The 19,379-nt window shown below is 61.4% G+C and carries 21 protein-coding genes and 1 tRNA gene; 8 read left to right on the plus strand and 14 right to left on the minus strand.

Annotated elements, in window-relative coordinates; genetic code table 11:
- From PG879_RS16180 to mepA, 9 genes are all read right to left on the minus strand, one after another.
- Positions 1-675 (minus strand): NuoB/complex I 20 kDa subunit family protein, encoded by a 675-nt coding sequence (locus PG879_RS16180; protein WP_010675028.1) that lies wholly within the window; start codon positions 673-675, stop codon positions 1-3.
- Between the two features lie 29 nt (positions 676-704).
- Positions 705-1,109 (minus strand): NADH-quinone oxidoreductase subunit A, encoded by a 405-nt coding sequence (locus tag PG879_RS16185; protein WP_039038710.1) that lies wholly within the window; start codon positions 1,107-1,109, stop codon positions 705-707.
- A gap of 256 nt (positions 1,110-1,365) precedes the next feature.
- On the minus strand, positions 1,366-2,241 hold the full coding sequence (locus tag PG879_RS16190; protein ID WP_257707295.1) for a flagellar motor protein MotB: 876 nt from the start codon (positions 2,239-2,241) through the stop codon (positions 1,366-1,368).
- On the minus strand, positions 2,219-2,977 hold the full coding sequence (locus tag PG879_RS16195; RefSeq protein WP_029314677.1) for a flagellar motor protein: 759 nt from the start codon (positions 2,975-2,977) through the stop codon (positions 2,219-2,221). The genes PG879_RS16190 and PG879_RS16195 overlap by 23 nt, the downstream gene beginning before the upstream one ends.
- 678 nt (positions 2,978-3,655) lie before the next feature.
- A tRNA-Ser gene (locus tag PG879_RS16200) sits at positions 3,656-3,743 on the minus strand.
- 266 nt (positions 3,744-4,009) lie between these two features.
- A complete protein-coding gene (locus PG879_RS16205) occupies positions 4,010-4,627 on the minus strand; it encodes a TPM domain-containing protein (protein ID WP_010675024.1) in 618 nt (205 codons plus the stop codon).
- A 22-nt stretch (positions 4,628-4,649) separates the two neighbouring features.
- The gene (locus PG879_RS16210) at positions 4,650-5,384 is read right to left on the minus strand and encodes a TPM domain-containing protein (protein ID WP_270830415.1); all 735 of its coding nucleotides are present in this window, start codon (positions 5,382-5,384) and stop codon (positions 4,650-4,652) included.
- Positions 5,381-5,986, minus strand: a complete 606-nt coding sequence (locus tag PG879_RS16215) for a LemA family protein (RefSeq protein ID WP_270830416.1) — start codon at positions 5,984-5,986, stop codon at positions 5,381-5,383. The genes PG879_RS16210 and PG879_RS16215 overlap by 4 nt, the downstream gene beginning before the upstream one ends.
- 42 nt (positions 5,987-6,028) lie before the next feature.
- On the minus strand, positions 6,029-6,772 hold the full coding sequence (gene mepA / locus PG879_RS16220) for a penicillin-insensitive murein endopeptidase (protein ID WP_270830417.1): 744 nt from the start codon (positions 6,770-6,772) through the stop codon (positions 6,029-6,031).
- A gap of 174 nt (positions 6,773-6,946) precedes the next feature.
- Between mepA and PG879_RS16225 the strand changes: the two genes are divergently transcribed.
- Together PG879_RS16225 and PG879_RS16230 are read left to right on the plus strand one after the other, a co-directional pair.
- Positions 6,947-7,489, plus strand: coding sequence for a hypothetical protein (locus tag PG879_RS16225; protein ID WP_069651382.1), 543 nt, complete (start codon positions 6,947-6,949; stop codon positions 7,487-7,489).
- A 212-nt stretch (positions 7,490-7,701) separates the two neighbouring features.
- Complete coding sequence (locus tag PG879_RS16230; protein WP_029314670.1) at positions 7,702-7,980, plus strand: RNA recognition motif domain-containing protein; 279 nt, start codon at positions 7,702-7,704, stop codon at positions 7,978-7,980.
- A 69-nt stretch (positions 7,981-8,049) separates the two neighbouring features.
- On the opposite strand, the gene PG879_RS16235 is transcribed toward PG879_RS16230, so the two are convergent.
- The gene (locus PG879_RS16235) at positions 8,050-8,949 is read right to left on the minus strand and encodes an aldo/keto reductase (RefSeq protein ID WP_270830418.1); all 900 of its coding nucleotides are present in this window, start codon (positions 8,947-8,949) and stop codon (positions 8,050-8,052) included.
- Between the two features lie 166 nt (positions 8,950-9,115).
- On the opposite strand from PG879_RS16235, the gene PG879_RS16240 reads away from it, so the two are divergent.
- The 3 genes from PG879_RS16240 to ltaE all read left to right on the plus strand — a co-directional run bounded on the left by PG879_RS16240 (position 9,116) and on the right by ltaE (position 11,409).
- Positions 9,116-9,523 carry a transcriptional regulator gene (locus tag PG879_RS16240; protein WP_042016637.1) on the plus strand — a complete coding sequence of 136 codons (408 nt, stop codon included), beginning with the start codon at positions 9,116-9,118 and terminating at the stop codon, positions 9,521-9,523.
- A 75-nt stretch (positions 9,524-9,598) separates the two neighbouring features.
- Positions 9,599-10,306, plus strand: a complete 708-nt coding sequence (locus tag PG879_RS16245) for a short-chain dehydrogenase (RefSeq protein WP_052816458.1) — start codon at positions 9,599-9,601, stop codon at positions 10,304-10,306.
- Positions 10,307-10,392: 86 nt separating this feature from the next.
- The gene (ltaE, locus tag PG879_RS16250) at positions 10,393-11,409 is read left to right on the plus strand and encodes a low-specificity L-threonine aldolase (protein WP_266136457.1); all 1,017 of its coding nucleotides are present in this window, start codon (positions 10,393-10,395) and stop codon (positions 11,407-11,409) included.
- Between the two features lie 63 nt (positions 11,410-11,472).
- Here the strand turns inward: ltaE and PG879_RS16255 are convergent, their stop codons facing one another.
- From PG879_RS16255 to PG879_RS16270, 4 genes are all read right to left on the minus strand, one after another.
- Positions 11,473-11,904, minus strand: a complete 432-nt coding sequence (locus PG879_RS16255; protein WP_160837243.1) for a PAS domain-containing protein — start codon at positions 11,902-11,904, stop codon at positions 11,473-11,475.
- A gap of 32 nt (positions 11,905-11,936) precedes the next feature.
- The gene (locus tag PG879_RS16260; protein ID WP_041211557.1) at positions 11,937-12,959 is read right to left on the minus strand and encodes a response regulator; all 1,023 of its coding nucleotides are present in this window, start codon (positions 12,957-12,959) and stop codon (positions 11,937-11,939) included.
- Positions 12,960-13,005: 46 nt separating this feature from the next.
- A complete protein-coding gene (locus PG879_RS16265) occupies positions 13,006-13,950 on the minus strand; it encodes a LysR family transcriptional regulator (protein ID WP_270663487.1) in 945 nt (314 codons plus the stop codon).
- A gap of 83 nt (positions 13,951-14,033) precedes the next feature.
- Positions 14,034-14,756, minus strand: a complete 723-nt coding sequence (locus PG879_RS16270) for a DUF2982 domain-containing protein (protein ID WP_323948392.1) — start codon at positions 14,754-14,756, stop codon at positions 14,034-14,036.
- Positions 14,757-14,904: 148 nt separating this feature from the next.
- On the opposite strand from PG879_RS16270, the gene PG879_RS16275 reads away from it, so the two are divergent.
- The 3 genes from PG879_RS16275 to nfsA all read left to right on the plus strand — a co-directional run bounded on the left by PG879_RS16275 (position 14,905) and on the right by nfsA (position 19,355).
- A complete protein-coding gene (locus PG879_RS16275; RefSeq protein ID WP_270830429.1) occupies positions 14,905-16,845 on the plus strand; it encodes a putative bifunctional diguanylate cyclase/phosphodiesterase in 1,941 nt (646 codons plus the stop codon).
- A 154-nt stretch (positions 16,846-16,999) separates the two neighbouring features.
- The gene (locus PG879_RS16280) at positions 17,000-18,562 is read left to right on the plus strand and encodes an AbgT family transporter (RefSeq protein ID WP_160837239.1); all 1,563 of its coding nucleotides are present in this window, start codon (positions 17,000-17,002) and stop codon (positions 18,560-18,562) included.
- A 67-nt stretch (positions 18,563-18,629) separates the two neighbouring features.
- Positions 18,630-19,355 (plus strand): oxygen-insensitive NADPH nitroreductase, encoded by a 726-nt coding sequence (nfsA, locus tag PG879_RS16285; protein WP_270830419.1) that lies wholly within the window; start codon positions 18,630-18,632, stop codon positions 19,353-19,355.
- Positions 19,356-19,379: the final 24 nt, after the last annotated feature.

Genomic DNA, 19,379 nt, shown 5'->3' on the forward strand with positions numbered 1-19,379 from the left:
TCAGATCTCATCCGGCGTGCGCAGGTTGGTCACGTTGATCCGCTCGCCGCGCTTGCGTTCCTTCTCGGATTGCATCTGGGGACGGTAGATCCCCTGATCCCCCACCACCCAGGAGAGGGGGCGGCGTTCCTTGCCGATGGACTCCTGCAGCAGCATCAGGGCTTGCAGGAAGGCCTCGGGGCGGGGCGGGCAGCCCGGAATGTAGACATCGACCGGCAGGAACTTGTCCACCCCCTGTACCACGGAGTAGATGTCATACATGCCGCCGGAGTTGGCGCAGGCCCCCATGGAGATGACCCACTTGGGCTCGAGCAACTGCTCATAGAGCCGCTGGATGACAGGGGCCATCTTGATGAAGGGGGTGCCGGCAATCACCATGAAGTCGGCCTGACGGGGGGAGGCTCGTATGACCTCAGCACCGAAGCGAGCCACGTCGTGGGGAGAGGTGAAGGCGGTACACATCTCCACGTAGCAGCAGGAGATGCCGAAGTTGTAGGGCCAGAGGGAGTTCTTGCGGCCCCAGTTGACGGTGTCTTGCAGCACCTCTTCGAGGCGCCCGATCATGATGCCGCGGGTCGCTTGCTGCGCCAGTGGATCATCGACGGTCTGGCGCTGTTCCTGGGGGTAGCGCTCAACGGGCGCATCCGGGTCAATCCGGGTCAGGGTGTACTTCATGGTGCAACCTCAAAGAGATAATCGGTAGTTCAGTCTGGTTTCTTGTCAGTCAGGACACGCTTTTTCGGGGCCCAGTCGAGGGCACCAATGCGCCACAGGTAGAGGAGGCCTACCAGCAGCAGGGTGATGAAGATGGTGGCTTCGATGAAGCCGACCCAGCCGCTCTCCCGAACGGAGACGGACCAGGCAAAGAGATAGAGGGCTTCGACATCGAAGATGACGAAGAACATGGCGACCAGGTAGAACTTGGCGGAGAAGCGCAGGCGGGCGTTGCCGACGGAATCCACCCCGGATTCGAAGGGTTTGTTCTTGGCACGGCCATAGGCGCGTCCCCCCAGCAAGGCCGCCAGGCCTATCATGGTCAAGCAGATACAGATGGCGCCAATGACATAGACAGCAAAAGCCCAGTGCTGGACGGCAATATCAGCAAACATATAGGTTTTTCCCTAACCAAATTAATCATGTGACTTAACAATGATGTTACGTAGTATGCCACTTTCGTACTGATTTACATGTCATTTCAAAGGATTAATTATTAATCAACGGGATGAAAATTGTGTTTTGCTAGCGGGGTCAACTTTCTCGTTTGAGAATTGTTTTCAATCGTTTTTATGTAGCAGAAAAAAACCGGATAGTTTGAAAATCCGGTGGATGGCAGGAAACAAAAGACCCCGCATGGCGGGGTCTGTTTCAGGGGTGGAGAACGGGGAGGCTCTGCTCTGCCGCCTTGCCCTGGGAGAGCACGATCTCCACCCGGCGGTTGGCCTGGCGGTGAGCCGGGGTATCGTTTGGATAACGGGGTTGGGTATCCGCCACCCCCTGGGCGATCAGCCGTCGTGAATCCAGCTTGGGGTTGGTCAGCAGGGTGTGGGTGATGGTGGCCGCCCGCAGCACCGACAGCTCCCAGTTGTTGCGATAGAGCTCCACCGGCGCCTGGGAGTTGTCGGTGTGACCGGTGACCACCACCATGCCGGGGATGTCCGCCAGCACGTCCGAGACCTTGTTGACCAGGGGAATGAACTGGGGCTGCAAGAAGGCGGAGTCGGCGGGGAACAAGGTCTTTTCGCCGATGCGGATGACCAGTTGGCTGCCAAGCTGCTCCACCTCGATCTCCTTGGACTCGATTTGGCTCTTGAGCTGCTGATCCAGCTTCTGCTTGGTGACTGTGACCCAATCCTGCTCCTTGGTCTTGTGGGGCCAGGACTCCGTGGCCGTAGGTTTCTCCGAGGAGCCGATGGTCTCGTTGAAAGGGTCGGCCGCCGCTGCGGGCGTCTGGGTATCCAGCACCTGCTCTTTCTGGGAGGTATTGGGGGTGGTCTTGGACTCGGGTTCCAGTATGCCTGTGCCCCCTTGCATCACGGGGGAGCCGGCGGGAAGGGAAACCAGCCCTATCTTGCCAAGAGATTCGATAAAGCCCTGAATGAGCACGCGAGTCTCCGACTGCTTGGCCATGGCGAAGGAGTAGAGCACCACGAACAGGGCGAACAGCAGTGTCATGAAGTCGGCGTAGGAGACCAGCCAGCGTTCGTGGTTCTCCGGCGCCTCAGCCTTTTTCTTTTTCGCCACCGTGGCCTCCGAGGTAAGGCTCAAGGGTCACTTGCAGCCGTTGCTGTGACTCGCCGTCCACGATGCAGAGGATGCCGGTGAGGGTCATCTCCTTGTAGTGGCGGATCTGGTGGGCAAACGACTTGTAGCGGTTGCCGAAGGGCAGGAAGATGAGGTTGGCGGCCGACACCCCGTAGATGGTGGCGATAAAGGCCACCGCGATGGCGCCCCCCAGCTTGTCGGGGGCATCCAGCAGGCCCATGGCGTGAATGAGGCCAAATACGGCCCCGACGATCCCCATGGTCGGGCAGTAGCCCCCCATGGCCTCGTAGAATTTGACGGTCTGTTCGATATCTTCCTGCTCGAACTCGATCTCGTTTTCCAGTACCTCGTGGATCTTGGTCTTCTCGTAGCCATCGACCATCATCTGTACCCCTTTTTGCAGGAAGGGATCCTTGATGTCGTCGATCATGCCCTCCAGTGCCAGCATGCCACTGCGCCGTGCATTGCCCGCCAGGGTTTCAAGCAGCTGGGCCTGCTCCAGCATGTCGAGGCGCAGGGGAGTGATGAGCCACTTGAAGCGCTTGAGGGTTTTACCAACCACGGAGAAGGGAAACTGGGTCAGTGCGGCACCGACGGTACCGCCGATCACGATGAGAAAGGCGGGCAGATCGAGCAGGGCGCTGGGGTGCCCCCCTTCTATCATGTTGCCACCCAGAATGGCTGCCAGGGCCAGCAGCAAGCCAATAAGACTCATTTGTCCATATCCCTATGCGATGTGTGAGGCTAGTGTAGCCATTTAACTATCAGTTTTTCAAAACGATATCCAATCGGTGAGCAATATCCGAGAGGTTGCGCAGACCCGGTAGTGTCCGGTGGCATCGGCCTGTGCCGCTTGATCTGTAGAGCAGGTTGACGGTGTTGGCATGGCAGGACGAGGCGGTTATCCAAGTGATATCACAATATACTGTGCTATCTGTGAGAGTATGTTGGTTATTTGTATCGTCACTTTCTCTTTGTTTGGCGTAATGCGCTGTCCACGAGAGAGGGCTGGCTGCCCTCGGGGTATATCCCCTGTCGACAGAGAGCAGAGAGCAGGGAGCAGAGAGCAGCGAGGCGGAAGGGATGGGATTGGCTGGGCGGCACTTGGCCAGGTATCGCGGCAAGCCGTTTTTTCTGGCCCCCGCCGATGGCGGGTTTCTCCTGCCAGGGGGCTGGCAGACACCTTGAAGCAAAAAACCGACCCTGAGGTCGGTTCTTCAATCTGTACGCTGGATCGGGATTGACTCGCACCATCCCTGGCGCTCGCCCTGCGGGCGGCCTCTGGCCGTCCAGTCGGGCTATCCTGCCCACCTGTCGACAGGGGTCGAACCGAGCCGCCCATCATGGGATAAAGTAAAAGGCCCCGTCTTGCGACGGGGCCTTTTACTTTATTTGGCGGTGAGGGAGGGATTCGAACCCTCGATACGTTGCCGTATACACACTTTCCAGGCGTGCTCCTTCAGCCACTCGGACACCTCACCAAATTTTTACTGCTTGAAGTGGCTTTCGGAGTACGCTGCGCGTGCATCTTGCCGACTTCGTCGGTGGGCAGCCTCTCGGATACCGCACCAAATTCTGGTCTGTGATTTAACGTGTTCAGCCAACACGGTGTTCGCTGCGCCGTTGCGCTGGAACGGGGCGTAATTTAGGGGAAAGGGCTGCCTGGGTCAACCACTTTTCCCCTTATTTTTCATAATCTTTATCGAGTGCCTATCCCTTGAACAGAATGCCGGTTTTTTAATCCCGTTCAAGGCTTGTCGAGAATGATCAGGCTGTCAGGCAGCTCGTTCTGATCCCGGGTTGCGGGGAAGGCGTCGGTCAGAATGGCGCTGGTGCGCTCCACGCACTCCAGGAACCCCTGCTCGACCTCCTTGTTGCGTACCCGAACCACGAAGTCGTCGATGATCTGCTGCCACTGGGTGTTGTCGATGTGCTGGGCGATCCCGTCGTCTACCAGGATCTCCACATAGTGCTCCGCCACCGAGACGAAGATGAGCACCCCGAGCCGGTCCCGGGTGCGGTGAAGTCCCTGCTCGACAAACTGCAGGCGGGCCATCAGGGCGGCCCGGTGACGGCGTACCTTGTTGGGAATGAGCCGCATCTTGATGGGTGTCCAGTGGAACAGCAGGCTCAGCAGCAACCAGACCGACCACTGCACCAGCAGGATCTCGTACCAGCCAAGCCAGAAGCCGAGCTGGAAGACCAGCAGGGGGGTGAGCATGGCGAGCAGGGCGGCCCACAGGGTCGGAATATAGCGATAGCCATCGCTGGCCGGGGCCAGCACGGTGACCAGTTCGGCATCCGTGGCCTGCTCGGCCTGTCGAACCCTGGCCTGCAAGGTGTGGAAAAACTGTTTCGAAATCATCTTGTTGTCTCTTTTTCCCTGATTACCAACCGCCAGATGCACCGCCGCCGCCAAAGCTGCCGCCGCCACCACTGAAACCGCCACCACCACCGCCAGTGCGGCCGCCAAAAGAGCCGGCACCGAATCCACCGGCCATGTAGGCGGCCCGGCGACGTCCTCCCGGCCCACCGCCGCCGCCGCGCAGGTTGTGCAGCACGATCATCGCAATCACCACCAGGATGAAGAGCCAGGGACCTCCCTGCTTGTCGGCTTTGCTGGTGTTGTCCACGGGCTGATATTCCCCGGCCAGGGCCTGCATGATGCCCTGGCTGCCGGCGAGGATGCCGGCCACCATGTCACCGCGCTTGAAGGCGGGCAGGATCCGGGTCTGGATGATGTTGGCGGCGATGGCGTCGGGCAGGGCACCTTCCAGGCCATAACCCACCTCGATGCGCACCTTGCGCTCGTCCTGGGCGATGATCAGCAGAACGCCGTTGTTCTTGTCTTTTTGGCCGATGCCCCAGTGGCGACCGAGCTGGTAGCCGTACTCTTCGATGGTATCCCCCGCCAGCGTGTCGATGGAGACCACCACCAGCTGGACGCCGCTGCGCTTCTCGAAGACGGCCAGTTGCTGTGCGAGTTGGTGGGCCTGCTTGCGGGACATCAGATTGGCCTCGTCCACCACCCGCCCGGTCAGGGCCGGGAAATCGGGGGCGGCATGCAGCGCCGTGGCACAGAGCAGCAGACAGAGCGCCAGCCAGTGTCTCATCACGTTCATTGGAAGCTGACCTTGGGCGCCTCATCGGCACCGGGTTTGGCGCTGAAGGTGGGTTTGGCTTCCAGATCGGAGTAAAGCAGCTTGGACCAGATGACCCCGGGGAAGGTACGGATCTCGGTATTGAACTGGCGTACTGCCTCGATGTAATCCCGTCTGGCCACCGCGATGCGATTCTCGGTGCCTTCCAGCTGGGCCTGCAGGGTCAGGAACTGCTGATCGGCCTTCAGATCCGGGTAGCGCTCGACCACTACCATCAGCCGGGAGAGGGCGCTGGAGAGCTGCTCCTGCGCCGCCTCGAACGCCTTGAGCTGGGAGGGGTCACTCATCTGCACGCTGCCGACTCGGGCACGGGCATCGGTGACCGCCTTGAGGGTCTCCTGCTCGTGGCTGGCGTACCCCTTGACGGTGGCCACCAGGTTGGGAATGAGATCGGCCCTGCGCTGGTACTGGTTCTCGACCTGTCCCCAGCTCGCCTTGACCTGCTCATCCAGGGTCGGAATGGTGTTCATGCCGCAGCCGGTCAAACCCAGCAGCAGGGTCAGGGTCAGCAGGGCACGGGTACCACGCTGCCAGAGTGAAGTGGCCATCTTGTTGTTCTCCATTGATATTTCTCTCGGAAATAGGTTCACCATAACAGCTTGTGGTCAGCCCTCACAACGCCTGGGTAAGAGGGGGGCGCGGTAGCTCATCGACACCTTGGGCAACTGGGGTTTGTCCTTGAGCCAGGAGGCCAGCTCCTCCCCACAGCCATTGCCGGGGGGAATGGGAGCCTGGGACTGGCAGTCCGGACTGTTTGCCGGGCAGCGCAGGCGCACGTGAAAGTGGCTGAAGTGGCCGACCCAGGGGCGCAGCTTGCCGACCCAGGCTTCACCGGGTGCCTGTTTGCACACCTCGGCCTTGATGACGGGGTTGACGAAGATGCGCGCCACCTCGGGGCGATCAGCCGCAAGGCGCAGCAGATTGAGCTGCCTGGGACCGAATCGGCCGGGTAGCATCCGGTAGCTGGGTTCGTCGATCAGCGCCCACTCCCTGGGGGCATCCTGCTCCCAGCGGCTGATGGGTCTGTCAGCCATCCTGAACCAGATGTCGGTATCCAGGCCGGTCTGGTGGCTGCGATGACCTGAGGTAAAGGGCCCCCCGTGCATCATGGCGAGGTCGGCGATATAGAGATCCGGCATGCCGGCCAGTCTGGTCTGGTTGGCCAGATGCTGCAGGTAATGGATGAGGTCGGGGTGACCGTAATAGCGCAGCCGTTTGGTGCGGATCACCTGATAACCAGGACCTTCGAGGGGCAGGGCCACGGCATTTTTCAGGCAGCCGGCGGAGTAGCCGCCGATGGCCTCGGCATAGAGTGTGCTCGCGGACAAGAGCAGGGCAGTGGCGAACATGGGACTCCCGGGATGGCGCCCAGTGCGGGCTCAGACAGCCCCAAGCATACCAAGAGTGGCGGCTGGCCGTCATCCGTGTCGCGGTGGCGGTTGCATCGCGGCGCGTCGCTCGCGCACAATGCGCGGCAACGCAGCGACGGCAAGGCCGTTCGCATCACAGAAGGAGAAGAGAAGATGAGAGTCAGTGAGCTGGCAGCGCAAGAGAACGTGAGCTGGCTGATGCCCCCGGCCCGGCGGTTTTACGGGGTCATGATCTGCCTGTTGCTGGCGAGTCTCGCCACTGTGGTGGCCGCCCTCTGGCTGGGATATCCCGACATGGGCCTGCTGCCCTGGGTCGGGGTGGTCTTTGGCGGTATCGTGCTGGTGATGATGGTGTTGCCGCGCAACTGGCAGCGCTGGCGTCTGGCGGAGCTTGCCTGGGATGAACGCCATCTCTATCTGCTCAATGGCGGCGAAGACCGGGCCTTGGCGCTGCCCAGAGCCGTGCTGGTGGGCATGGAGCGGGATCGCAAGGTGGGACACGATGGCCAGTGGCTCGATTTCAGCCTGGATCTCGGGCTGGATGAGGTGACCCTGGCGACGGCCACCAGCCTGCTCGGGTTGTCCCGGGAAGGGACTCACGAAGTGGCCCCCGGGGTCTATCGATTCGGGTTCAAACGTGCCTGGCATGGGCGTCGTGCCCTCGGCACATTGCTGGCCGAACTGCACCCGCTCTGACTATTTTCTCGACAATTCATCCCAATGCTCAGATACTGCCTCTGATTCGATTTGATCTTTCCTGCTCCGATAGCCCAAGAGATCAAGGACTTGGGATACGAAGCTGGAAGTGCCATGGCATGATGCCGTGGCTGGTCCGGCAGGGGGGTTGTGCCCTTACTCCCAGGTCGGTGGATGCATAGATAAGGCACCTTGAATCGAGAGTGGATGGCATGAAGATTTACGTAGGTAATCTGTCGTACCGGATGACGGCCGACGAACTGACAACCGTGTTCAGCCAATTTGGGCAGGTAGACAAGGTCGATATCATCATCGACCGCGATACCGGTCAGTCCAAGGGGTTTGGTTTCATTGAAATGCCGGTCAATGGTGAGGCCGAGAAGGCCATCGCCGAGTTGCACGGCACCGAGGTCGGCGGCCGCACCATCACGGTCAATCAGGCCAAACCGAAGACGGATGCACCCCGTGGTCGCCCCCAGCGCCATCGTTGAATCGTCTCGATAACGGAAAACGGCATGGAATCCTCCATGCCGTTTTTGTTTTCAGGGTCTGGTGCAGACTCAGGGAACGTCATAACCCAGAGCGGCCTTGCGGATGCGGAACCACTGCTGGCGAGTGAGCTCAATGGACTCGGCTGCCACAGCGGCGGCGATCCGCTCCCGTTTGCCGGAGCCGATGAGGGGCAGCGGCTGACTCGGCAGCATCATCACCCAGGCGTAGACCACCTGCTCCAGACAGTCGGCGCCCACCTCCTGGCGGATCTGCTCGAGTTCCGACCGCAGCGGGGCATATTCGGGGGTATGGAACAGCCGCCCGCCGCCAAGGCAGGACCAGGCCATGGGCTTGATGCGCAGTTGCTGGCATTGATCCAGGGCACCATCCAGCGTCCCCTCCTGATGGAGCGGGGAGATCTCCAGCTGGTTGGTGACCAGGGGGAAGGGCAGGCGGGATTGCAGCAGGGCGAACTGGTGGGGCGTGAAGTTGGAGACCCCGGCGTGCTTGATCTTGCCTGCCTGCTTGAGGGTGATGAAGGCGTCGGCCACCTCGTCGGCGTTCATCAAGGGGTCGGGGCGATGGATCAGCAACAGATCCAGATGATCGGTGCCGAGCTTTTGCAAGGAGGCTTCGGCACTGGCGACGATGTGTCCCTTGCCGGTGTTGTAGTGATTCAGGGCGTGGGCCGGATTGGCGGTGAGGACGATGCCGCACTTGCTGACGATCTCCATGCGATCGCGCAGGGAGGGCTCCAGGCGCAGGGCATGGCCGAAGGCCTCCTCGCACTGGTAGCCGCCGTAGATGTCGGCGTGATCGATGGTGGTGACCCCGAGATCAAGGTGATATTTCATCAGGTCCAGCAGGGCGGCGGGGGAGAGCTGCCACTCCATCAGGCGCCAGTAGCCCATGATGAGGCGGGAAAAGGTGGGGCCTTGCTCGTGCAGGGCCAGACGGGATACGGACATGGTGACTCCTCTGGAGATAACAATGCGAAAAGAAAGGGGCAAAATCATGTGCCAGCATCTTGGTCTCTTCCGGCGGACAAGGCAATAATGCCCCCTTCGCGAATTCGAACTATGGTTCTGACTCCGACGGGTCAAGATCCCGGTGTCAGTGAGAGGAGAAGGGGTGATGGAAGGATTTGCCGCCAGGCTGCAAAGCCTGATCGGGGAGGGGAGTGTGAGCGCCTTTGCCCGCAAGGTGGGGTTGAGTGAAGCCCTGATCCGCAAGTATCTGAAAGGGGCCGAGCCCGGCCTTGGCAAGGCGAACCAGATTGCCATGGGGGCCAACTGCTCGCTGGAGTGGCTCGCCACCGGTTGCGGGTATCTCTATCGTCAGGCCGAGGTGGTGGACAGGGACGCGCTGGCGGCGGCGGGGTCGCTGGTGCAGGAGACCCGTCCGGGAAAGCCCATGCCGGACGAGGAGCAACTGGTGACCCTGCTCGCCTATTACCAGTTCCTGCGCAGCCACAAGCAGGCGGACGGTTTTCTGGACCTGGCCCGGGCGCGGGAGTTTGGGCGCCATCTGGCCGAGGCCTGAGCCTGACGGGTGTTCCCGGCAGTCCGCCATTCTTCTGATACCCTCTAAGCAGTGATCAAATCCAAGGACACGCAGATGAGCTATCTGATCCTGGGCAGTGGCGGGTTGGGCAGTGCGCTGGCACGGGAGCTGGCCAGACGGGGCGAAGAGTGGTTGCTGGCGGGCAGGCAACTGCCCAGGGGGCTGGATCCCGCCTGCTACTTTCCGCTGCAGGAGGTGGACCCGCTCTCCTTTGAGGCCCTTTTCACCCTCTATGACAGCACCACCTTGCCGACGGTGGTGATCAACACAATAGGCCTGCTCCATGATCTTGCCCACATGCCGGAGCGGCGGGTGGAGGAGGTGACCCCCCAATGGCTCGAAGAGAGTCTGCTGGCCAATGCCTGGCCCCACCTGGCCCTTGGTGTCAACCTCAGCCGGCGCATGATGCCCCAGAGCACGCTCTGGCTCTGCACCCTCTCGGATCGGGCGGGATGCCTGGAGGAGGGGGGCCAGGAGGCCATGTGCCACTACAGCTACCGCATGAGCAAGGCCGCCCTCAACATGGGATCCCGGATCCTGGCGGGTGAGTGGGCCGGACGTTTTCCCGGCGCCGGTGTCATCACCGTGCATCCCGGCCTCATGAATACCCCCATGCAGCAACCTTTTCTTCAGGAGATGGATCCCGCCCTGCTGCAGGATCCCGCCGAGGTCGCCGTCCGCCTGCTGGATCTGATGGCCACACTGACGCCCGCGCACTCGGGCCGTTTCGTGGATCTGCAGGGTCAGTCGCTGCCCTGGTGAGCCGCCGGGCTCACATTCCCGCTTGCCGTTTCTTGCCAGCCGGGTGTCGGCTGGTTAATGTCATCGTCCTGCATCAGGAGGATGACATGCGCTATATCGATTTACGAAGTGATACCGTGACCCAACCCACGGAAGCCATGCGCCAGAGCATGCTGCATGCCGAGGTGGGAGACGATGTCTATGGGGAAGATCCCAGCATCAATGCGCTGGAGCGCCGCGGCGCCGAACTGCTTGGCAAGGAGGCGGCCCTGTTCGTGCCCTCCGGCACCATGTCCAACCTGCTGGCCATGATGAGTCACTGCCAGCGTGGGGAAGGGGCCGTGCTGGGGGCGGCCTCCCACATTTATCGCTACGAGGCCCAGGGCTCTGCCGTGCTGGGCTCGGTGGCCCTGCAATCCGTCCCCATGCAGGCGGACGGCACCCTGGCCATCGAGGATGTGCGGGGGGCCATCGCTCCCGATGATCCCCATTTCGTCCAGACGCACCTCGTCTGCCTGGAAAATACCCATAACGGCAAGGTGCTGCCATTGACCTACCTGCGCGCCATGCGCGAATTCGTCGACGAGAAGGGGCTGAAGCTGCACCTGGACGGGGCTCGCCTCTTCAATGCGGTGGTGGCGAGCGGGGAGCCGGTGGCCGCCATCGCGGCGCCTTTTGACAGCATCTCTGTCTGCCTCTCCAAGGGACTGGGGGCACCGGTGGGTTCCCTGCTGGTGGGATCGGCTGCGTTCATCGCCCGCGCCAGACGGCTGCGCAAGATGCTGGGGGGCGGCATGCGCCAGGGAGGGATCCTGGCCCAGGCCGCCCTGTTCGCGCTGGATCAGCACGTTGCCCGGCTGGCGGATGATCATCGCCGCGCCAGGCGTCTGGCAGAGGGGCTGGCCGCGTTGCCAGGCATCGCACTCAATTTGGGGGAGGTGCAGACCAACATGGTATTCCTGCGCCTGACCCAGGGAGATCCCGTCACCTTGCTGGGTTTCATGAAGGAGCGCGGTATTCTCTTCTCCGGCTACGGGGAACTCAGGCTGGTGACCCACCTGCAGATCACCGACGATGACATCGACGAGGTGATCGACGCCTTCACCGAGTATCTGAGTGGCTGACGCCATTCCCCATCGCAACAACAAGGGCGCCATCGGGCGCCCTTGTTGTCATGGCAGGGGCGGTCATCCCTGGCGCTGGCCGGTGATCAGCATGGCCTCGTCGGTGGCGTCATAGATTATGATGGCCAGATGGGTGACCTCTCCGGCGAAGTCGGCCAGCGGCACCAGGGTCAGGTTCTGGTACATGTAGGGGGCCGATCCCGTGATGGGGCGGTAGTTGGAGAAGCGCAACAGGTAGGGGCGCTGCTCCCAGGTGCTGAAGGCACGGTTGTTGAGCTTGAACACCATGTTGGCCTTGCGCTCGAGCCAGGCCTTGTCCACATCGGGAAAGAGCGAGAACAGTCTTTGATCGCGCACCTCGCCTGCCAGCCGGCCGCTGTGACTCTCCATGAAGCCGTTCCACACCTGGATCCGGTACTCCCTGTCGAGCACGACCAGCCCCACGTCCAGATTCTGGACGATGTTCATCAGCCAATGAAATTCCCGAATGTCCATGGTCACTCCTGGTGGTTGCTGCCGCGGGACGGTCAGAGCATGTGCATGATCTTGTTGTTCATGGTGGCGATGGAATCTTCGGTAAACAGCAGCAAGAGATCGCACTGCACCGCATAGCCCTGCACCCGATAGTTGATCTCGATGGCCAGAGTGCGGCGCCAGCGGCTCTGGTTGGTCCGAATGAGATCCTGAATGGGCCTGTGCTGGCCCAGCACCACGGGGTGACCCTGGCTAAAAGGGGTGTCGAGCTGGTTGGCGTAGCCGCGCAGGAAGGCACCGATCAGCACGTTGGCGGTGTCCATCAGCAGTTCCAGTTCGGCGCCGTGATCCAGCTCCCCCTGATGGTTCATCAGGCGGGCCAGGTCCTGGAAGCTGGCATCGTGGAACAGCAGCAGGGCCTCCCCGGCGATCCCGGCCCCGATGAAGCCTTGACAGACCGCAGAGAGCGTCTCCGACTCGGCGGCGGCCGAGAGCGCCATGTGCAGCTCGGAGACCTCCAGCACGTTGACGTTGGGGATGGGGAGCAGCACGAAGGCGCCGAGCAGGCGGGCCAGCAGATCCGCCCCCTGGCCCATGGCGACGTTGGCCAGCTCCTGATAGACATCCCGCAGCTCGGGGGTGAACTGGATGCTGCTCTGGGCAGCCTGGTGGCTGGCGACGGGCTGGGGCTGGATGGCCGTCACCTGGGTGGCCGATTGCCACAGTCCGTGGCGCTTGAGCAAGGCAAGGAGGGTGTCCGGGGAGGCCGGCTTCTTGATGAAATCGAGGGCGCCAAGGGCCATGACACGCTCATGGGCTTCCGGCTGGATGTCGCCGGAGACCACGATCACCTTGCTGCGCACCCCTTCTCGCTTGAGGGTCTCGAGAACCCCATATCCGTCCATCTCCGGCATGGTGAGATCGAGAAAGATCAGGTCCCCGTGCCCCATCAGGATCTGCTCGACCCCTTCCAGTCCGTCCGCGGCCTGGTGCAAGGTGACACCCCAATCGGCGGGCAGGGCGCGCACCAGCTGTTTGCGCGCGAACCCGGAGTCATCACATATCAATACATTCATAGTGTTAGCCGACCTGTGCAACGAGGATTGCGCTAAGTGTGGGTCATCAGCCGTCAGATGCAACGGGCAGCGGCTGCGCCGGTGAAAATTGATCGTTCTGCTGGCGGGTACGATAGCGCTCAGAGTGCTTCTCGACGAAATCGGCGAACATCTTAACACGCAACGGGGTGAACCGGGGCTGACAATGGAGCATGTAGAAGGGACGTTTTCCCGACTGCCAGTCCGGCAGGACGGGGACGAGCTGACCATCTTGCAGGAAGGGGTGCACATAGTGCTGCGGGGCGTTGACGATGCCGAGGTGGCGCTGGGCTGCCCGCACGGCGGCCTGGGTCTGGTCGATGCAAAGGCGGGGAGTGCGCTTGATGCAGATCGTCTGTTCGTCCCGCCCGCTCAGTTGCCAGTGCTGGTGGGGCCAGCAGTAGATGAGATCGTGCTCTTCCAGCTGGGTCGGGTGGGAGGGCACCCCCATCTTCTCCAGATAGAGGGGGGAGGCGAACAGACCGTACTGGATGTGACCCAGACAGAGGGCGTTGGGCAGGGTCTGGGGGAGCTCGCCGTTGAAAAAGACCAGGTCCCTGTCCTGATCTGCCTGGAGGGCATGGTCGTTGGACTGGCGGATGTCGAACTGTACCCAGGGATAGCGCAGGCCGAAGTCCACCAGCATGTCGACTAGGATGGTGTTGGAGAGGGCGATGGGGGCTGCGAGGCGGATGAGGCCGCTGATGTCCGTCTCCTCACCCCGGATTTCGCCGGTGGCCTGCTCTATTTCCGCAAGGGGGGTACAGAGGCGCTCGTAATAGCGCAGCCCTTCGTCCGTGAGACGCAGCTTGCGGGTGGATCTGTGCAGCAGGCTACATCCGAGCTGCTCTTCCAGTTGGGAGATACGTCGACTGATGGTGCCGGTCGGCATGCCCAGCGCAGCGGCGGCGTGGGAGAAACCGCCCTCTTGCACCACCTTGACGAACAGATAGAACTCTTCGATGTACTTCATAAGCGGTTTTAGGGGGTGTTCTGGCTGTAACAAGCCAGTGACCTTATGAAGAGTCACCGGGCTTGGCAAGCGCAATCCGGCGTTTAATTGATCTGGATTAGATTCGACTCGCGCTGGTATTGCTGGAGCAGATGGACGAAATCTTCCGGGGATCTGTCCAGGCTGTTGTCGGGCACCAGCAGATCGTACCCTAGCAGATCCCGCAGCCGTGCCATGCGGTTGCCGAGCATGGCGATCACCCCCTCATAGCGCTGGCCGGCGGGTGAGCAGAAGCGGCTCTCCTCTAGCAGTCCCTCTCCCAGGAGCCCACTGCCGCACCCTCCGGTCGGGCAGTCGGAGCGCTCGCTTCGCATGGCCTGCATCAGCACGGCGCGCTGCTCGGTGAGCAGACGGACGGCGAGCCGGGGTGTGATCAGCGTCAAAAAAGCGTCGTAATCCTTTATTTTCAAACCGATGTAGGGCAGCTCCACCAGATCCCACCCCAAATGGATACGTGGTTGGTCAATTCGCTGAATATTTCTCCATTTTAGGATCCAGCCGCCGTACTTGTGATGGTATTGCAGGCAGTCCTGACACAAAGAGAGACTAAAATGAGGCTCACCCAGTTTCCAAGCCCCGACAAGAATTGTCATCAGGCCCGCCAGGAGGAGGGAAATGGCGGGGATTAGTAGTTGTTCACGAAGAAAAAAAAGTATAAAAATCATAGCAATGGTTATCACCATGCCCAACAATACCAGTGTGAGTCCATTTCTTCTTACCATGGGGATCACATGTAGCGTTTTCATATGATTTCGGCCTTTTTTCATCCGTTTGTTATCCGATTATGGGCCGGAACGGATTTTGTACCAGCGCGAATGCTCCTGTCAGGGGGCGCAAGCGACTGGTTCGACCATGAGCTTTCAGCATGAATCATCACTCAACATGAATACGCTAGACGAACGCCTGCTCACCGTGATGGATGTCCTCCACACGCCGGTCTGGGTCTATGACATCCAGCGTCATCATATTTACTGGGCCAACGATGCTGCCCTCGGGCTCTGGGAGGCGAGCTCCCTGGCCGAGCTGAAGTCCCGGGATTTCTCCGCCGACATGGCCGCCGCCATCGATCTGCTGCTGCAACGCTATCTCGGCGATTTCCAGCAGGAGCGCAGTTACAACGAGTGGTGGACCCTCTCACCCAAGGGGGTCAAGAAGCAGGTCTATCTGCGTCTTTCCGGGATCCAGCTTGCCGGACGGCAGATGATGATGGCGGAAGCGGTCATCGATGCCGACACCCTCTATCAGGAGTCCTCCCTCGCCACTGGCGACACCCTGGCCTGTCTCTTTGGCAACGAGGGGCGCCTCGAGAGCGGCAACCATCACTTCGACATGTGCTTTGGCACCGGCATTCTGACGCTGCCCCAGATCTTCTCCGGTGCGGACGAGGCCTTCTATCGTCGCCTCTCCCGTCTGGACGAAGTGGTGGCTGAAGGGGAGTGTCGCACCCAGAAGGGGATGCGCTGGTTCCAGTACCAGTTTCGCCATATCCAGCAGGGGGCACGGATCCTGCTGACCATGCGGGACATCACGGATCGCAAGCTCGAAGAGCTGGAGCATCGCCACCTGGCCTGGCACGACTCCCTCACTGGGCTGCTCAACCGCTACGGCCTGATGAAATCCCTGGAAGCCTATTGCGGCCTCGGGGGGCGCTTTGCCCTGGTGTTCATGGATCTGGACAACTTCAAGCTGGTCAATGACAACTACGGCCACAAGGCCGGGGATCGCCTGCTGGAGCGGGTCGCCGGACGGCTCAAGCAGATCTGCCCGCGGGACGTGGAGCTGGCGCGCCTTGGCGGGGATGAGTTCACCGCCCTGGTGCCCCTCAACCAGGCGAGCGATCGGGCCCAGGAGGTGGCGGATCTCATGCTCTCCCAGATGAGCAAGCCACTGCAGCTGAGTGGTGTCCCCGAGGTCACCATCGGCGGCAGCATCGGCATCGCCATCTACCCGGACGACGCGGATGATGGCGACAATCTCATCACCCGTGCCGACATGGCCATGTACCAGGCCAAGCAGATGGGGCGGCTTCGCTGGCAGCGCTTCACCCCCAGCATGCAGCAAAGCCTGCATCGCAAGCTGACCCTCAAGCAGTTTCTGGCCAAGGCCGTCGGTCGGGGGGAGCTCAGCCTGCGCTATCAGCCCCAGGTGGATGTGGCGCAAGGTCGGGTCATCGGTTTCGAGGCCTTGGTACGCTGGTACAATCCCGTGCTTGGCCATGTGTCGCCGGCGGAGTTCATTCCGCTGGCCGAAGAGATGGGGCTCATCCGGGAAATCGGAAGCTGGGTGCTTTCCACCGCATTGGCCCAGATGGGGGAGTGGCAGCGACAGGACGGGGTGAGGGTGCCGGTGTCGGTCAATCTCTCGGGCTTTCAGCTCTCTGCCAGTTTGCCGGAGCTGGTGGCCCAACTGCTCGAGGCATTCTCGGTGGAGGCGGCACTGCTGACCCTGGAGCTGACCGAGACGGTGCTGATGCTGGACATGAAGGGGTGCATCGAGATCCTCGACGCCCTGAGCGAGCAGGGGATCAAGATCGCCATCGACGACTTCGGGACGGGCTACTCCTCCCTGGCCTACCTCAACCGGTTGCCCATCGACACCATCAAGCTGGACCGCTCCTTCGTGGTGGGGCTCAACCTGCCGGTGATCCGGGCGACGGTGGCCATGGCCACCAGTCTGGGGCTCGGGATCCTGGCGGAAGGGGTGGAGGAGGAGCACGAGCTCGCGGCCCTGCAGACCCAGGGTTGCCATGTCTTCCAGGGATTTCTGTTCAGCCGTCCCATGACACCGGAAGAGGTGGCGGCGGCGGGGTTCGCAGTACAGTGCCGGCTGGGCCGCTATCCCCTCGCAAACCATTGAGAAAGTTGTCGATAAATGTGCGGCATCTCCCATTTATGAAGTGCGAGATGCCAAATTAAACATAATTAATCGAATTTTTGTCTCATATCATGGGATCCATTAGACGTTATCGCTAGTATGCGCGCTCATTCCTTGGTAATGGAGTATCACCATAATGAGTCAAGCTGCAGTGAACGAGCGTCCGGCCCCTCCCAACGGCTGGTTGAACCGCTTTCTGAACGGGGTGGAGAAGGCGGGCAACAAGCTGCCGGATCCCGCCATGCTCTTCCTCTATGCTTTGCTGATCGTCTGGGTCGGCTCCTGGATAGGCTCCCAGTTCTCCTTCGATCTGGTCAATCCCCGCACCGGAGAGGCCGTGGTCATCAACAACCTGTTGACCGGGGCAGGGCTGGCGGACTTTCTCGCCAGCATGGTCACCACGTTCACCGGGTTTGCTCCCCTTGGCATCGTGCTGGTGGCCATGCTGGGGGTAGGGGTGGCTGAACAGTCCGGTTTCATCAACACCGGGCTCAAGAAGCTGCTCAAGGTGACGCCGGCGCGCTTTCTGACCCCCATGCTGATCCTGGTGGCCATCGTCAGCCATACCGCCGCCGATGCGGGCTATGTGCTGGTGATCCCCATTGGCGGCATCATCTTCCATGCGGCGGGTCGTCACCCGCTGGCGGGGATTGCCGCGGCCTTTGCCGGGGTTTCCGGCGGGTTTGCCGCCAACTTCCTGCCCTCCGGCGGGGATGCGCTGCTTCAGGGGTTCACCCAGTCTGCAGCCCAGTTATTCGACCCTGACTACATGGTCAACACCCTGTGCAATATCATCTTCACCGGCGCTTCTTCCTTGCTGATCATCTGCGTGGGCTGGTTTGTCACCGAGAAGATTGTCGAGCCGCGCCTCAAGCAAGTGCCCCTCAACGAGGATCTGGAGAGCGCCGACGAGATGGGTCGTTACAGCGCGCAGGAGAGCCGGGCCTTCAACTGGGCCGGGTTCGCCATGCTGGCGGCCGTGGTGCTGCTGGGGCTGGCGCTGGCCCCCGGCGACTCGCCGATGCGGGCACCGGACGGTTCCCTCACCACCTTCGCCGCACCGGTGATGAAGTCCATCGTGCCCCTCATTTTCCTGCTCTTCATCCTGCCCGGGATCGTCTACGGCTTTGTCGCCGGCAGCTTCAAGAGCGGCAAGGATGTGATCGACGCCATGTCGGCCACCATGAACAAGATGGGCTCCTACATGGTGATGGCCTTCTTCTGCGCCCTCTTCATCAAGGCGTTCGGGGATTCCAACCTCGGTACCCTGCTGGCGCTCTCCGGTGCCGAGGTGCTTCACGCCCTGGCGCTGCCGGGAGAGGTGACCATCGTCGGCATCATACTGCTGACGGCCACCGTCAACCTGGTGGTGGGCTCGGCCTCCGCCAAGTGGGCCCTCATTAGCCCCATCCTGGTGCCCATGCTGATGGCGGTGGGGATCTCGCCCGAGCTGACTCAGGCCGCGTATCGGGTGGGGGATTCCGCCTCCAACATCATCACCCCGCTGATGGTCTTCTTCCCCCTGGTGGTGGTCTATTGCCAGCAGTATGTGAAGAGCACAGGCATCGGCACCCTGGTCTCCATGATGCTGCCTTACTCCCTGGCCTTCCTGGTGAGCTGGACGGGCTTCCTGCTGATCTACTGGGCGCTGGGGTTCCCGCTTGGGTTGCAGGCCCCCTATGTCTATCCTGTCCCTTGAGGGTGACGGGGGGCCTTGGGCCCCCCGCTTTTTTTGGGTAGAGTGTGACCTTCATTCCGGAGGTACCATGAACCCGACCATCGATCTCATTCTTTCCCATCGCTCCATTCGCCAGTTCACCCCAGAGCCCGTCAGCGCAGAGCAGCTGGATCAGATCCTGAGCGCCGCCCAGAGCGCCGCGAGCTCCAGCTTCCTCCAGGCCAACAGCATCATCCGGGTTACCGACAAGGGGTTGCGGGCCACCCTGGCGGAGCTGGCAGGCCATCAGGCCTATGTGGTCGAAGCGGCGGAGTTTCTGGTGTTTTGCGCCGACTACCATCGTCACAGCCAGATAGTGCCGGAGGCCCGCACCGGCTTTGTGGAGCAACTCATGATCGGGGCCATCGACGGCGCCCTGATGGCGCAAAATGCCTTGCTGGCGGCCCAGTCACTTGGGCTGGGGGGGGTCTATATCGGCGGCATTCGCAACAATCCTGCCGAGGTGAGCGAGGTGTTGGGTCTGCCCCATCAGGTGATACCGCTGTTTGGCCTCTGCCTGGGCCATCCCGCCCAGCGGCCGGAGCAAAAACCGCGGCTGCCCCGGGCGCTGGTGGTGCACGAGAACCGCTATCCTGCCACCCAGGACCGCGCCCTGCTGGCCCAATATGATCGGCAGATCCACGACTACTACCAGGCGCGCAGCAGCAACAACAAGGAGCAGACCTGGAGCGGGCAGATCAAGGCCATCCTCGGGAAGGAGGCCAGACCCTTCATGCTGGGCTTCCTGCAGTCGAAGGGTTTTTGCCTCAAGTAATGGAGGCGGCGGGCGATATGGAGC

This window comes from Aeromonas sp. QDB63 (assembly GCF_027707425.1).
GTDB classification, from domain to species: domain Bacteria; phylum Pseudomonadota; class Gammaproteobacteria; order Enterobacterales; family Aeromonadaceae; genus Aeromonas; species Aeromonas caviae.

Coding starts and splice junctions, on each gene's coding strand:
- PG879_RS16185 (WP_039038710.1), bottom strand. CDS start 1,109: ATGTTTGCTGATATTGCCGTCCAGCACTGGGCTTTTGCTGTCTATGTC.
- PG879_RS16180 (WP_010675028.1), bottom strand. CDS start 675: ATGAAGTACACCCTGACCCGGATTGACCCGGATGCGCCCGTTGAGCGC.
- mepA (WP_270830417.1), bottom strand. CDS start 6,772: ATGTTCGCCACTGCCCTGCTCTTGTCCGCGAGCACACTCTATGCCGAG.
- PG879_RS16205 (WP_010675024.1), bottom strand. CDS start 4,627: ATGATTTCGAAACAGTTTTTCCACACCTTGCAGGCCAGGGTTCGACAG.
- PG879_RS16265 (WP_270663487.1), bottom strand. CDS start 13,950: ATGAAGTACATCGAAGAGTTCTATCTGTTCGTCAAGGTGGTGCAAGAG.
- nfsA (WP_270830419.1), top strand. CDS start 18,630: ATGAACCCGACCATCGATCTCATTCTTTCCCATCGCTCCATTCGCCAG.
- PG879_RS16230 (WP_029314670.1), top strand. CDS start 7,702: ATGAAGATTTACGTAGGTAATCTGTCGTACCGGATGACGGCCGACGAA.
- PG879_RS16240 (WP_042016637.1), top strand. CDS start 9,116: ATGGAAGGATTTGCCGCCAGGCTGCAAAGCCTGATCGGGGAGGGGAGT.
- PG879_RS16280 (WP_160837239.1), top strand. CDS start 17,000: ATGAGTCAAGCTGCAGTGAACGAGCGTCCGGCCCCTCCCAACGGCTGG.
- PG879_RS16255 (WP_160837243.1), bottom strand. CDS start 11,904: ATGGACATTCGGGAATTTCATTGGCTGATGAACATCGTCCAGAATCTG.
- PG879_RS16195 (WP_029314677.1), bottom strand. CDS start 2,977: ATGAGTCTTATTGGCTTGCTGCTGGCCCTGGCAGCCATTCTGGGTGGC.
- ltaE (WP_266136457.1), top strand. CDS start 10,393: ATGCGCTATATCGATTTACGAAGTGATACCGTGACCCAACCCACGGAA.
- PG879_RS16210 (WP_270830415.1), bottom strand. CDS start 5,384: ATGAACGTGATGAGACACTGGCTGGCGCTCTGTCTGCTGCTCTGTGCC.
- PG879_RS16235 (WP_270830418.1), bottom strand. CDS start 8,949: ATGTCCGTATCCCGTCTGGCCCTGCACGAGCAAGGCCCCACCTTTTCC.
- PG879_RS16270 (WP_323948392.1), bottom strand. CDS start 14,756: ATGAAAAAAGGCCGAAATCATATGAAAACGCTACATGTGATCCCCATG.
- PG879_RS16215 (WP_270830416.1), bottom strand. CDS start 5,986: ATGGAGAACAACAAGATGGCCACTTCACTCTGGCAGCGTGGTACCCGT.
- PG879_RS16245 (WP_052816458.1), top strand. CDS start 9,599: ATGAGCTATCTGATCCTGGGCAGTGGCGGGTTGGGCAGTGCGCTGGCA.
- PG879_RS16225 (WP_069651382.1), top strand. CDS start 6,947: ATGAGAGTCAGTGAGCTGGCAGCGCAAGAGAACGTGAGCTGGCTGATG.
- PG879_RS16275 (WP_270830429.1), top strand. CDS start 14,905: ATGGATGTCCTCCACACGCCGGTCTGGGTCTATGACATCCAGCGTCAT.
- PG879_RS16260 (WP_041211557.1), bottom strand. CDS start 12,959: ATGAATGTATTGATATGTGATGACTCCGGGTTCGCGCGCAAACAGCTG.